Source organism: Pelotomaculum propionicicum (assembly GCF_048984525.1).
GTDB lineage: Bacteria > Bacillota > Desulfotomaculia > Desulfotomaculales > Pelotomaculaceae > Syntrophopropionicum > Syntrophopropionicum propionicicum_A.
This window is the reverse complement of sequence record NZ_JBMGJC010000004.1, coordinates 238,250-252,191: the sequence shown is the minus strand read 5'-3', so window position 1 is coordinate 252,191 and position 13,942 is coordinate 238,250. Positions and strand designations below refer to the sequence as shown.

14 protein-coding genes are annotated in these 13,942 nt (G+C 47.7%); all 14 read right to left on the bottom strand.

The genetic code is table 11. From position 1 onward, the window contains the following. Window positions 1-8: 8 nt before the first annotated feature. The 14 genes from ACOBQJ_RS06465 to ACOBQJ_RS06400 all read right to left on the bottom strand — a co-directional run bounded on the left by ACOBQJ_RS06465 (window position 9) and on the right by ACOBQJ_RS06400 (window position 13,932). Complete coding sequence (locus tag ACOBQJ_RS06465) at window positions 9-923, bottom strand: type II secretion system F family protein (RefSeq protein ID WP_421070909.1); 915 nt, start codon at window positions 921-923, stop codon at window positions 9-11. Window positions 924-934: 11 nt separating this feature from the next. Then, a complete protein-coding gene (locus tag ACOBQJ_RS06460; protein ID WP_421070908.1) occupies window positions 935-1,963 on the bottom strand; it encodes a type II secretion system F family protein in 1,029 nt (342 codons plus the stop codon). Between the two features lie 20 nt (window positions 1,964-1,983). Continuing rightward, entirely contained in the window at window positions 1,984-3,369 is a 1,386-nt protein-coding gene (locus ACOBQJ_RS06455; protein WP_421070907.1) for a CpaF family protein, read from the bottom strand. Continuing rightward, window positions 3,369-4,604 carry an AAA family ATPase gene (locus tag ACOBQJ_RS06450; RefSeq protein ID WP_421070906.1) on the bottom strand — a complete coding sequence of 412 codons (1,236 nt, stop codon included), beginning with the start codon at window positions 4,602-4,604 and terminating at the stop codon, window positions 3,369-3,371. The genes ACOBQJ_RS06455 and ACOBQJ_RS06450 overlap by 1 nt, the downstream gene beginning before the upstream one ends. 16 nt (window positions 4,605-4,620) lie before the next feature. After that, window positions 4,621-5,304 (bottom strand): Flp pilus assembly protein CpaB, encoded by a 684-nt coding sequence (gene cpaB, locus ACOBQJ_RS06445; RefSeq protein ID WP_421070905.1) that lies wholly within the window; start codon window positions 5,302-5,304, stop codon window positions 4,621-4,623. A 12-nt stretch (window positions 5,305-5,316) separates the two neighbouring features. Next, complete coding sequence (locus tag ACOBQJ_RS06440; RefSeq protein WP_421070904.1) at window positions 5,317-6,393, bottom strand: pilus assembly protein TadG-related protein; 1,077 nt, start codon at window positions 6,391-6,393, stop codon at window positions 5,317-5,319. A gap of 11 nt (window positions 6,394-6,404) precedes the next feature. Beyond that, entirely contained in the window at window positions 6,405-6,827 is a 423-nt protein-coding gene (locus tag ACOBQJ_RS06435; RefSeq protein ID WP_421070937.1) for a TadE/TadG family type IV pilus assembly protein, read from the bottom strand. Window positions 6,828-7,020: 193 nt separating this feature from the next. Continuing rightward, window positions 7,021-7,587 (bottom strand): A24 family peptidase, encoded by a 567-nt coding sequence (locus tag ACOBQJ_RS06430; protein ID WP_421070903.1) that lies wholly within the window; start codon window positions 7,585-7,587, stop codon window positions 7,021-7,023. 59 nt (window positions 7,588-7,646) lie between these two features. Then, window positions 7,647-7,814, bottom strand: coding sequence for a Flp family type IVb pilin (locus ACOBQJ_RS06425; RefSeq protein ID WP_421070902.1), 168 nt, complete (start codon window positions 7,812-7,814; stop codon window positions 7,647-7,649). A gap of 59 nt (window positions 7,815-7,873) precedes the next feature. Continuing rightward, complete coding sequence (locus tag ACOBQJ_RS06420) at window positions 7,874-8,050, bottom strand: Flp family type IVb pilin (RefSeq protein WP_421070901.1); 177 nt, start codon at window positions 8,048-8,050, stop codon at window positions 7,874-7,876. Window positions 8,051-8,172: 122 nt separating this feature from the next. Next, window positions 8,173-8,790, bottom strand: coding sequence for a response regulator (locus tag ACOBQJ_RS06415; protein WP_421070900.1), 618 nt, complete (start codon window positions 8,788-8,790; stop codon window positions 8,173-8,175). 2 nt (window positions 8,791-8,792) lie between these two features. Continuing rightward, window positions 8,793-10,535, bottom strand: a complete 1,743-nt coding sequence (locus ACOBQJ_RS06410) for a sensor histidine kinase (protein WP_421070899.1) — start codon at window positions 10,533-10,535, stop codon at window positions 8,793-8,795. A 329-nt stretch (window positions 10,536-10,864) separates the two neighbouring features. Beyond that, window positions 10,865-12,025, bottom strand: coding sequence for a sporulation protein YhbH (gene yhbH, locus ACOBQJ_RS06405; protein ID WP_421070898.1), 1,161 nt, complete (start codon window positions 12,023-12,025; stop codon window positions 10,865-10,867). A gap of 11 nt (window positions 12,026-12,036) precedes the next feature. Further along, window positions 12,037-13,932, bottom strand: a complete 1,896-nt coding sequence (locus tag ACOBQJ_RS06400) for a PrkA family serine protein kinase (protein WP_421070897.1) — start codon at window positions 13,930-13,932, stop codon at window positions 12,037-12,039. Window positions 13,933-13,942: the final 10 nt, after the last annotated feature.

The following is a 13,942-nucleotide window of genomic DNA, read 5'->3' as shown; positions in this document are numbered from 1 at the left end:
ACAAAAGCCTAAAATGCTTTTATTACTTGTATTAAGGCAGGTCCGAGGATAACTATAAACAGCGCCGGAAAAATACACAGCACCAGGGGAAATACCATTTTAATCGGGGCTTTCATGGCTGCTTCCTCTGCTTTTTGCCGGCGTACGCGGCGCATGGTTTCAGACTGAATGCGTAAAATGGGCCCAATGGCAAATCCCATGGTCGTACCCTGTATAATCATGGATAAAAAAGAACTGAGGCTGTCGGAGCCAACCCTGTTCGACAGATCCCTTAAGCTGGACTGCCTGTTCTTACCCATTTTCATTTCATTAAGCGCTTTCGTGAACTCGTCTCCCAGTGGACCTTTCATTCTTTCGGACACTTTTGACAGTGCCATATCAAAACCCAGGCCTGCTTCCACGCTTACCACCAGTAGATCGATGGCGTCCGGCAGAGTCCTTTCGATAACTTTTATCCTCTTATCAGCAGTGTAATAAAGCCAGGCATATGGCGCTAACACAGTAAACAGAAGTGCAATAAGCGCCCCCTGAACTGCCTTGAGCACACCTGCTTTTGCAAAAACAACAATAAAAAATACCAGTAATGACAATACAACAGCGCCTACTATGACACCCGATAAAAACACACCGGCCTTCATGCCTCTCGGGTTGCCGCACTGAATAAGTTTTTTGTCAACAGTGGCTTTTAAGTTAGCCGGAAGCAAACTTGTTACCCAGCTAACGACTTTTGTTTTAATAGGGTCAATAATCCTTATTTGGAAGGGAAGATTAAAGACTTCATCAGCCTGGTCAGTTACCTGTGTTTCCTGGATTATTTTCAGCCTGGATTTTATTTTTGACTGGTCTTTGACTGATATCTGATGAATTAGTATGACCAGAATAAAAACAGCTATTGCTACAAACAAGACTGGAAGGTAAGTCAATTGAGTCCCCCCTATACCTCAATTTCAATAATCTTACGAATTAGTATGATACCAATAACCTCCATAACCACAGCCAGTAAAAGCATGAACTGTCCCATCGGCTCTGTAAACAGCAATTTCATAAAAGTCGGGTGCAGGTAGGAAATTATAACAGCTACCACAATCGGCAGCGCGCCGATTACCAGCGCTGTCATCCTACCCTGGGCGGTCAGTGTCCGGATTTCACCTTTCAGCCTGATCCTCTCCCTGATTGTAAAGTTGATGCTGTCCAGGATTTCAGACAGGTTACCCCCGATCTGGTGGTGGATCTGGATGGCAGTTATAACCAACCCCAGGTCTTCATCCTGCGCCCTCTTTTCCAGATCATTTAACGCGGTGGAAAGTGAAGCGCCTAAATTCATGTCTTTGGTAAAAGTTTTCAGTTCGTCCGCCAGCGGCGATGCCAGTTCGCGGCTCACCAGCTCCATCGACCTGACAAAAGAATGCCCGGCCCTGAGATAGTTAGAAATTAAAAGGATCATATCCCCAATCTGCTTGCTTAAAAGATTGTGGAACATTTTCTCCCTGATTGTCAAATAAAGATTAGGAATCATGAAGCCTATTCCGCCGCCGATTAATATGACAAGGATGATGCCAATCCCCTTTGTTAGTGAGGCATATTTGCCGCCAAAGGCGATGAGGATTAAAATAATTAATAATAAGGCAACACCCAGTGACAGCATGAAGAATTCTTTGGGCTTATACAGAAGATAGGCCTTTTGGAGTCTGTCCGACAAGCGTTCGAAATAACGGTCCGTAAAATACTTCTTTTTGTCCGGCTCCTGCCTGGCCCTCCGCGCAAATTCATCTTCTGTCATAGTATCGGCAACGGCGGCTTGATCACTCAGCCCGACTATCTCATGTTTTGCGGCAACTTTGTCTAATTCCTTCAGCCGGCTTTTAAGCAGCCTGCTTTTTGATGTAAATATACTGAAAACAGAAAGGGTTACAAAAAAAACAGCTGCAAAGATAATGGCAACCGCAATAATTGCAGTATACATAAGTAAATCAACCCCTATATTTATGACCTGCGGAATATCTGGGTAGGCAAATACACGCCCGAGGATTCCATTTTTTCAATAAACTTCGGCACCACGCCTGTCGGCACATGCCGGCCGACAACGCGCCCCTTGTCATCCATACCCTTTTGCTCAAAAATGAAGATGTCCTGCAGTGATATGGTGTCGCCTTCCATGCCGGTAAGTTCAGTCACGTTGGTGATCTTTCTCGTCCCGTCCTTGAACCGCTCCTGGTGCACAATTAAATTCAGAGCAGTGGCTATCTGCTCGCGGATAGCTCTCAGCGGCAGGTCAAAACCTGTCATCAGCACCATTGTTTCAATGCGGAACAGGATGTCACGCGGGCTGTTGGAGTGGCCGGTTGTAATCGACCCGTCATGGCCGGTATTCATGGCCTGGAGCATGTCCAGCGCTTCTCCGCCCCTGACCTCACCTACAACAATACGGTCCGGCCTCATCCGCAGGCAGTTTATCACCAGGTCCCGGGTTGTTACCTGCCCCTTACCCTCTATGTTGGGCGGTCTCGTTTCCAGGCGGACCACGTGCTCCTGCCATAGCTGAAGTTCAGCCGCGTCTTCTACCGTGATGATCCTCTCTTCCCTGGGAATAAATGAGGAAAGCACGTTCAGCGTGGTTGTTTTACCGGAACCGGTGCCGCCGGAAACAATAATATTGACACGGCTTTCCACGCATGCTTTTAAAAACAGGGCGATATCCGTGGTGAAGGTACCGAAACTAATCAGGTCTTCGACTGTAAACGGATCAGCGGCAAATTTACGTATAGTCAATGTGGGCCCGTCAATAGCCAGGGGCGGGATTATGGCATTAACCCTGGAGCCGTCCGGCAGGCGGGCGTCCACCATGGGAGAGCTTTCGTCCAGCCTTCTGCCAAGGGGACTAATTATTTTATCTATGGTGTGCCGTACATGGTCATCGTCCCTGAAAGCTGCGGCAGTCTTTACAATTCTCCCTTTACTCTCTACATATATCCTTTTGGGTCCGTTAACCATGACTTCGGTAATTTCATTATCGTGAAGGAACGGGTCGATCGGCCCGTAACCGGTTATTTCATCCGTAACTTCGGTTATTATCCGCTCCCGGTCGACGCGGCTGATAAACTTGGCCTCTTCCGCCAGGATCTGGCCTAACGTTTCGGTAACTGTCCTCTTGAAACGCTGTTTATCCTCAGGGGAAAAACGGTTTATCGAAACCGTTTCTTCCATTTCATCGATGATCTTTTTCTGGGTTTTGTCCTTTAGTTCATTAATCAGGGCTTCTTTTTTTGCTACCTCAGGATTCTCCTCCGGGGCAACTTTTTTAGTAATTTGTTCCCTGCCCAGTTCAAACAGCGGACCTGCCTTTATTTTCATGTTATGGTCATTAAGCATTATTGTCCACCTGCTTTTGCATTTTTATCAAATACGCGGCCGAACATTCCTTTTTTAACCTTCGCCGGCTTTTCTGCTTCTTTTCCTCCGGACACAATCTTGGCCAGGGAATGTATGCTGCGTCCGAAATCAGTGTCTGGTGAGCTGATTGCTGCCGGAACACCCTGGTTTAAACCAGTCAGGACGCTTTTCGCATCAGCCGGGATAGTCGCAAATACCGGTATTTTCAAGGTGGTTTCAATATCCTTGGGGAAGATGCCGAACTCCCTGCCGACCCTGTTTACTACCAGCTTGATTTTGGCTCTTGAAAAATTCAGCTTATCCATAACCATCAGGCAGGCTTTTATGTTTTTAATAGTACCCAGGTCCAGCGAACCAACGATCAGGATCATATCTGACTGCCTCAGGGCAGCTATTGTCGGCTCGTTGAAAAACGACGGGTTGTCAATTATAATATAATCCCATCTTTCCCTGGCCACCGCGAGTATCCTGCTCACATGTTCGGCGGACACAAAGTCGCCGAATTCAGGTGTAAACGGGGCGGGAAGTACCGCCAGGCCGGATTCGTGCCGTTCCAGGTAACTTTCAAACAGCTCTTCGTCCATATACTGGATCTCGTTCAGCAGGTCTGTCAGGTGGCGCCGCTGTACCACGTTAGTAGCCACCGCCACTATCCCGTGGTACAAGTCCAGGTCCCACAGCAGTGTCCTTCTCTGAAAATACTTGGCCAGGGTTACGGCCAGGTTTACAGCGATAGTCGTTGTGCCGATACCGCCCTTGTTGCTGAAAACTGAAATTATTTTGGCCTTTCTTACGCGCGTTTCATCAACTGTTACGGATGGAAGCAAAACCTTCCTCTTTTTTTCATATTCATGGGCCCTGTAAATTGCTTCCACCAGTACTGTCGGTTCGACGGGTTTATCGATGAAGTCCCTGGCGCCGACCTGGAGAAGTTTTCGCAGGTAATCTTCCTGTGTCGGTTTACCGATAATGATTACAGCCATGTTTACAAACCGCTGTGTAATTTCCTCGGATAAACCATATGGTCCATCCTCGACATCTTCGTCGATAAGCACTACGTTCGGCAGGAACTCACCGACAATGTTCAAGGTAGACTCGCGGGTACTGGACTCGCCCACTATTTCAATATCTTCTACTTTGGAAAGCTGCTCAACTAATGTGTTGGTCGTTTCCTGATCCGGGCTGACTATGAAAACTCTAATAGAAAATCCCATTTTTTCGCCTCACTTACTACTTTTTATAAGAAGCCGCTTCCAATGAAGCAATTTCTTTGTCAACAGGTGCCCTTAAAGTGTATTTTAACCTGCCTGTACTTTCGGCAAGTGTAATCTGCTGCGCTTCAGCCGGGGTAAGGCTCAGGGTGATTGTCGGCACTACTTTTTGCTTACCGTCTTCCGTGGGAACTGTCATACTGCCGGTGGCAAGGATCTCCTTGTATTGGAACATTGTGCTGGTATAGGTTGTCCCGGCGGAATCCCTGGTCAGCAGAATATCAACCCTGTCGCCCACTACCGGAAAGCCGCCAACACCGGTGACTTCATTCACAGGCATGGTAATAGCCCTCTGTTTGTCTGATATATGGTATGAAAACCTGTTGCCGGGCTTGTCCTTGGCAGCAACGATGTTCGGCAAAATTTGCTCGTCCTTTAATATCTGTACCTTACTGGTTTTGCCCACCGCCTGTTCCACTGTACGGTAAGCTTCGGGGTGAGCGTATTTCTCCGGAATATCCCTTATCAACAGCATTTCTTTTGTTACTGTAGTGTTCATCGGTATATCCTGCGCCGCTGTAACTACCGGGACCATCTTTCCCGCGGTCCCGAGATAACCTGCTATGTACATAAATGACAAACCTCCAGCGGCAATGGATAAAATTAGAGCGATAATGATTATTGACCGGTTAGTTAATTTCAAAATTAAATCCTCCTAAACAATTAATTCTACATAATATGAGCCAAAGTTATGTGAAGCATTCTGATCACCGTCAATAACCTTAACATCAGTTATGCCGGTCGTAAATTCCCCTATGACTGTTCCAACTGGGTATGGAGTTCCATCAGGCTGCAGATATGGTCCACCGCCATCAACACCATAACCATCTTTATTTTGAACACAATCAATAATTTTATAGTAGGCAAAGCCTATAATCGTCACAGTTTCCATACCAGGTGACGTAATATTTTGGACTATTGGAACTAAGCCCTCCATGGTAGTAAGTCCTGCTTCCGCCCTTACAATTCTTCCATTTCTTTCTATATCCATTTCTGATTCGCCTATTCCATCTTTAGTATAATTCAATTTATTACCCGGAGCCGTTCCCTTATTTATTGGCACATCAACAACAAGAGTTTGTTTTAAAGTTAGATCAAACCCTCCTCTTAGTCCGTTTTTAATATCATTTGAATTATCGTATATATTAAATAACCCCCAGTGGCTGTTCGGTAAATTATTGTTATCATGCAAGTACATGTTATAATCTGGATCTGTCAGATGATAATTATAGTCTTGTACTTCCACATAAGACGGTATAATATTACCTCCCGCTATTGCAGTTGGATATCCCCAGGTTGCAATTGCAGTGGCAACAACATTACTGTTATCCCTATTGCCAATCAATTTACCAAAAAAGTAGTCCTCATTCCGTATAACACTCGCCTTAACCGCTTCTTCTCCATTATCTAAAGTAATAAGTTCTATCGTAACCGAATCTGCTCTCCCCTTATAGTTTTCCCCCAGGGTTTGTGCTTCAGTATCTGTCAGGTGAATAGTGCCATTGCTTTCTGTCATTATATCCGCCATTTCCTGGGCTACCGCCAGCGCACAAGCATCAGCGGCGGCGACCATATCCCGCCTGGTTTTATAAAGCATTCCAGCGTCCGCTGATATAGCGGCGAGTCCAAACACGACTAACAAACATAGCGCTACTACTATTAGAGTGGCGCCTTTTTCCTCATGATGCAGTCCTTTTAACGTCTTTTTTAACATACTAACACCTTCTTCCATAACGTATCATCTTATTCGAGACGCATTGTGGCATAGCTTTTTAGTATGATTGGGTTTTGGGGTAATAAACCACCCACAATAGGAACAATTATTTCCAATCCGCCCTTGACGTTCACTGTAACATCCTCATGAGATTCATCAGTCCGTTCGGAAAGATATTCAGGATCGATAGAAAAGTATACCTCCCCGTCGCCTGGGTCATCGAGATTATAATCATCAGGTGATTTAAGATAAACTTTATCAGCTTTTAATAAACTACTAAGAGCATTTTCAACCTTTGTCGTGATTTGTGCATCAGTATTGCCTACCGCAGCCGCCCTGGCGCCTTCCCGGGCCGCACTGGTGATCACGTGAGTGGCATGAAATATACGCCCAAACTCGATAGCACCAAAAATTAAAATTAATAACAAAGGTAATACCAGCGCAAATTCCACCAAAGTCTGGCCGCTGTCTTTTCTATTGTATCGAATATTCTACCACCGCCTTGAAAAAACATCCAATTAACCAGTTTATTGATGTTTTAATAACCATTGAATAATTTAACATTATTTCCTTTAAGCATAAAGTATGGTTTTTATGTCTAAGTTGATTATAACCATATTATTCTTTAAAATCAATTAAAAAACATTATAGCGCCAGTTTGACGCCTACGAGGTATACGGTTAACACTCCGAGAAAAATGGCAACTCCATATGGGACATATAACTTTTCTCTCTCATTTACATTTTCGTCAGGCATCATAAATTCTTTACCCGCCTGACCGCCAGTTAATGCAAATAATTTCAGGCCAAAGCCAAATCTTTTTAAAATACCGGGCTGTTTTTTAATAATAATAGCCAGCAGGGCCAGCACGCCGCCCCAGAGCGCCCCGAAAAGTGCGGTTTCGATAACAAAACCGACACCTTTAAAAGCGCCGATAGCACCGAGCAATTTGACATCTCCCCCGCCCATGCCGCCTAGTATAAACGGAATAAGAAAGATGCCAATACCCACTAACCATCCTTTTCCGCTGAATAAAAGATACTGCCACCCACCCTGCAGGTCTCCTTTTAAAACAAAGAACAAAAAGCCGCCCAATATCACGGCGGCTACCACTGTCAGGGTGAGCCAGTTTGGTATTCTTCTGGTCCTTGCGTCAATAAAAGCAGCCAAGCTGACAGCGAATATTGTTACAACATCTAAGAATTCATTCATTGTACTCACCTAAAAAATTATTGCGGGCAGGTTTTTATACGATACTAACAATTGTTATTTTAGCTGTCGAGTTTTTCACCAATATTCTGGAAGGTCTCATTCACTTTGTCGCCCAGGAAAGACAGGGCTGCTATAACAACGATAGCGATTAATACCAGAATCAGAGCGTATTCCACCAGGCCCTGGCCCTCTTCATCAACAAAAAGATTTTTTACCATTTGTAACATCTTCTCACCTCCTTTTTACGGTTATTGCCTGCCCGTATAAACTATTTATTCTTCATATGTTAAGAAACCATCTCATTCGCAACTGTATTCAAGGTGTTGTTGTTTGCCTCACCAATGTTCATCATAACCAGGATAACTGCTACAGAGACGAGTGATACTATCAGTCCATACTCCATCAGACCCTGGCCTCTCTCATCTTTATAAAGCCTGCTCAATATTTTTAAAATAGGCGTCACCTCTTTGATATAGGATATAAATAATTATATCGTCAATCCAAATGATAGCAAATCAATTATTTTATGCCATCCCACAAAGGTATGAAAAACATACTACTCTAAAGTTTACTAATTCTCTGAAACTAGACGCCGTTCGAAACCGCGTACAGGGCCGCCTGGGTGCGGTCCTTAAGGTCCAGCTTGCACAGAATGCTGCTGATATGCTTTTTGACAGTATGCTCGGTCACAAAAAGCATACCCGCTATTTCCCTGTTGCTCAGTCCCCGCGTTAAAGCCCGGAGTACCTCCAGCTCGCGGTCCGTTAGTTCAGACAGGTTGTCGTCACCCTTTTTAGGCTGCTGCAGCATCATCTGCATTACTGACGGGTCGAAATACGGCCTGCCGCGCCCCACCAACCGCAGGGCGCTGGTCATTTCCTCCGGCAGCGCTTCTTTGAGGATATAGCCATCCACTCCGGCTTCCATAGCCTGCCGCACATCTTCCGGGTCCGCATAGGTGGTCAGGATGATATACCGGCAGTCAGGCGCCAGAGGGCGCAGCCTCCTGATAATCTCTATCCCGCTTTCCCCCGGCAGCCTCAGGTCAACCAGGGCCAGGTCGGGCTTCTCCAGCTTGAATGACTGCTCGGCTTCTTGCCCGTTGCTGGCGCTGCCGGCCAGGTCCATACCGTCCTCGTTGTCGAGAATTGCTTTAATACCCTCACAAACTAGCGGATGGTCGTCAATTACAAAAACTTTCAATATCAGGCACCCCCCGCGGCCCATTTGACTTCTTCGCTATCAGCGTCGTCCGGCGCCACACAAGTAATTATCGTCCCGCTACCGGGATAGCTGTCGATGGTAAAACTGCCGTTGAACGTCGCCATCAGGCTGCGCATGTTCACCAGTCCCAGGCCGCTCTGTTGTTCGTCGGCTACAAAGCCTTTGCCGTCATCGATGATCTGTAAGGAAACCCTTACTGTCGTCATCTTTAAAATAACCTTGATACTGTCGCACCTGCCATGACGAATGGCGTTTGAGGTGGCTTCGCGTATAATCCGGTAAAGCGCTTTGCGCAGGGCCGGGCTCAGCGATTCTTCCGAGCCCTCCGGTAAAAATTCCACATCAATATTATTAAGCTTGGCCAAATCCTCAAGATAGCTTGACACACCGGCTAAAAAGACCTGTTCACCCCGCTTGTTGGGGCTGATCCGGTAAATTGAAGCACGCAGGTCCTTGGCTGCCTGGTTCGCCGTCCTCTTGATCAGGCTCAGCTGTTTTTGGACTTCGCGTTCCTGCAGCAACCCTTTCTTCTGGGATAGGGCGTGCAGCGCGTAAACCACGCTGAACAACTGCTGTGACACACCGTCGTGGATCTCATTGGCGATGCGGTTCTGTTCTTCCACCACCATCAGCCGGGCCGAAAGGTCTTCAGCCTTCTGGCGTTCCATAACAGCCGCGACCAGTTCGGCCAAGTAGCGTAGCGCCCTGGACTCGTTCTCAAAATTTTTATGGCCGGTGTACATCACGTATCCCAGCAGGCCGAAGAATATGCTGTCGGACTGCAGCGGCACAAATACTATCTCCCTGCCCTCGAGCACACTGTGTTCAAGCGGCAGGCGGTAAACCCGGGCCTGTCCCTCTTTGGCCAGGCTCCACAGGTTGTCAAGCTCTCTCCGCTTGTAGTAAGCAAGGATTCCGTCCGGGTCTGAGGTCTCCCACAAATAATCGTAATATTCCTGTGCTATGTAACAAAATCCCGCCCGTGAGCCGGTCAGCTTTTTGGCATAGGTGGCCAGCAGGCTGGCTGACTGCCGGGGGTTTTCACCAACTGAAAAAGATTCCAGGGCCTGGTACAGATCTGAAATGTGGTCAAGCAGCCTTTCAGTTGACTGGTGGGTATCCGAAAGCTTTTGATATGCTTCGGACACCTGTTTGTTTAACCGGGCAAAAAGCAGGGCCGCCGTTATCAGAAGCAGGAAGACCAGTGAAAACCACAGGTTGTCCTTAAATTGGTTCAGGATATTTATCCCATTGCCGTAATAAACGGCGCTTCCGGCCACGGCAGCCGACAATATTCCGAGCACTCCCCAGCAGTATATTACCGGCAGCATGCTGATAGCCATGAATACCGGGTTCAGCGCGTACCACATGAAGGGGCTGTTTATTCCGCCTGTCGGTATCAGGAGAAGGAGCCCGACAAAGAGCGTGTCGATAACTATAATGCCGAATATGTTGGCCGGGTTTTTCCTGCTGTTTGAGTAGAGGCGGACCGCAACCCAGGAAGCCAGCAACAGTGCCAGTACCACTACTACCTGAAAAATAAATGGATAGTTTGAAGAACTTCTTAAATAAAATAAAGAAGTCAAAAACCAGGATATGTACCGGAAAAGTTTTAGCACCCGGCGCCCGCCGAGTACATCGTCCGATAATACAGAAGCGTGCTGAAAACGGTTTATACCGGTTTCCGTCCTGATTTTATCATCATACAGGGTTGCCTTGTCCACACGATCAACCCTTCTTTTGTTATTTCATACTCTTTAGTATATTATACTTTGGTATAGTTTCCAAGGTAAAGATTAGCAATTTGTATCATAAATGTAATATTATTGCCAGTATTTTTGTTATCCACGTTTATAATATCGGCACTTGATAAAACAAATTTAGCCCCTTGCCAGAATATTTTGGCGAAGGGGCATTAAATCAGACAGCGGAACGGGAACACACCTCGTCTGAGGAACGGGGACACACCTTTATTTGAGGTATTTCTCTGGGGTGAGGAATGTCCCCGGTTGGAATGGCGGGTTGAAACCCGCCCTACATAATTAATGGATGTCTAATTTTTCTCGCCCGCCTGACCGGGCGACAGGCTGAAAAATTTCTTTAGCGCGGGATAAACCCCGCTTTTGTCCTTGACGGTGACGCAGGTGAACTTATCGTTCTGGATTTTTTTAAACGCGTTGCGCAGGGTGGAGGTATAGTAATACGGCCCCTCAATTTCCCCGTAACCCACCATGTTGCAGACCTGCAGAAGATCATGCATCAGTTTGACACAGTTTTCATTGTCTGAAGACAGGTTGTCGCCGTCGGAGAAATGGAAGGCATAGATGTTATAATCGCTGGGGCTGTAACGTTTTTCTATAACCTCCAGGGCCAGTTTGTAAGCTGACGAGCAGCGGGTGCCGCCGCTCGCCCCCTTGGTGAAAAATTCTTCCTCCGTCGTTTCCCTGGCCTCGGTATGGTGGGCCAGAAAAACGATATGGACATTGTTGTATTTAGTGCGCAGGAAGCGGACCATCCAGAAGAAAAAGCTGCGGGCGATATATTTTTCAAACGGCCCCATGGACCCGGACGTGTCCATCATGGCCAGGACGACCGCGTTGGACTCGTATTTATACGTGACCTCCCAGGTCTTGAAGCGCAGGTCCTCGGGCGTGATGGCCAGCCCCTCTCCCTCTTTCTTCATGGCGCTGCGCTTGATCGCCTCCATGATGGTGCGCTTGCGGTCTATGTTGCTGGAAATGCCTTTCTTGCGGATATCTTTAAATTCCAGGGCATCGGAAGCCATTTCCGGCTTCTTTTTCTGTTCCAGGTTCGGCAGCCCCAGGTCCTCAAAAATCATTTCCGCCAGCTCATCCACGGTGATATCCGCCTCATAGTAATCCACTCCGGGCTCGTCGCCCGCCCCTTTGCCTTTACTCTGCCCCTGCTGTGGTTCGGAGAATATAATATCGCCCTTCTTGCTGTTCCCGTCGCCCTGGCCGGCATGCTTTTGCTTTGTATGGTCGAAGCGGAAATGGTATTCATGCAGTGAGCGGATGGGCACCTTTACAATTTTGCGGCCGTCATGCATGATGATGCTTTCCTCGCTGACGATATCAGCCAGGTTCTTTTTAATGGCCTCACGCACTTTCTCCCTGTGCCGCTGCCGGTCAATTTCCCCCTTGCGGTGCAGCGACCAGTCCTCACGGGTTATGATCAGGTTTGTCTCTGTCACGGCACTACCCCCTAGCGGTTGAGCAGGCTGCCGATGTATCTCAGCAGCTCGTTGGCGCAGTTGGGGCAGTAACCGTGGTCCGAGATCAGGCGGGCGCTGACCTGGTTGATCCTTTTTAGCTGCTCGGCGTCCGGGGTCTTGGTGGAGGTGGTGATTTTCACAACGTCTTTCAGGTCGGCAAACAGTTTTTTCTCTATGGCTTCCCGCAGCCGCTCGTGCGAATTGTAGTCAAAGCGTTTGTTTTTGCGGGCGTAACTGGAAAGCCTGATCAGGATTTCTTCCCGGAAAGCTTTCTTGGCGCTTTCTGAAATGCCGATCTGCTCCTCTATGGACCGCATCAGCTTTTCATCCGGCTCCAGCTCCTCATCGGTAATCGGATCTTTAAGTTTTGCGCCGTTGCAGTAGGCCTCGACATTATCCAGGTAGTTTTCAAACAAAATTTTGGCTGATTCTTCATACGAGTAGACAAAAGCCTTCTGCACTTCTTTTTTGGCCATTTCGTCGTACTCTTTGCGCGCCACCGAGATAAAGTTCAGCAGGTTGTCACGCTCCTCCTTGGTAATGGAAGGATGCTGGTCGAGACCTTCCTTCAAGGCGCGCAGGACGTCAAGAGGGTTGATGCACTGGGTGGAGGTACGGATTAGGGCCGAAGAAAGGCGGTTGATCACGTAGCGGGGGTCGACCCCGCTCATCCCCTCGTCAACAGCTTCGTTTTGCAGCTCGTGCAGGTCCTTCTGCTTGAATCCCTCCACATCCTCGCCGTCATACAGCTTCATCTTTTTAACCAGGTCCATGCCCTGCTTCTTGGACTCTTTCAGCCTGGACAAGACCGAAAAAATGCTCGCCACCCGCATGGCGTGCGGCGCGATGTGGATATTGCGCAGGTCGCTCTGCTTAATCAGCTTTTCGTAAATTTTAACTTCATCGGTCACTTTCAGGTTGTATGGTATTTTAATAACTATAATCCTGGACTGGAGGGCCTCGTTTTTCTTGTTGCTGATAAAACCCTTGTACTCGTTTTCGTTAGTATGGGCCACGATCATCTCGTCTGCGTAGATCAGGGCGAAGCGGCCCGCCTTGAAATTGCCTTCCTGTGACAGGCTGAGCAGGTTCCAGAGAAACTTCTCGTCGCACTTGAGCATTTCCTGGAACTCCATCATGCCCCGGTTGGCTATATTCAGCTCCCCGTCAAAGCGGTAAGCACGCGGGTCAGACTCCGATCCGTATTCTGTTATGGTGGAAAAGTCCATGCTGCCGGTCAGGTCGGCGATGTCCTGGGATTTCGGGTCGGAAGGCGTAAAAGTGCCGATGCCGGAGCGGTTGTCCTCGGATAAAAAAACCCTTTCCACTGGCACTTTTTCAATGTTGCCACCGTACTCCACGTCAACCATCATGCGGCAGGAGGGGCACAGCTCCCCTTCGATATACACGTTATAAATTTTTTGAAACTCTTCTCTCAGCTCCCTGGGGATCAGGTGCAGCGGCTCTTCATGCATCGGGCATCCTTTTATCCCGTAAAGCGCTCCTTCACCGGTGCGGCTGTATTTCTCCAGGCCCCGCTTCAACATTGCCACCAGGGTTGACTTGCCGCCGCTGACCGGGCCCATGAGCAGCAGGATCCGCTTGCGCACGTCCAGCCGGCGGGCGGCGGGGTGAAAATATTCCTCAACCAGTTTTTCCAGGGTTTTTTCCAGGCCGAAAATTTCTGTTGAAAAAAAATAGTAATTCTTTATGCTGCCTTTCTCCTCCACCCCGGCGGTCCTGATCATATTATAAATCCTGGCATGGGCAAGTTGGCACACATGCGGTTTTTCCCTGACTAAATCAAGGTAATCCTTGAATGTTCCTTCCCAGGCAAGCTGTTTTTCAAGCGAACGGTATTCCTCTATAAGCCTCAGGAAATCCATAGTTTCACTC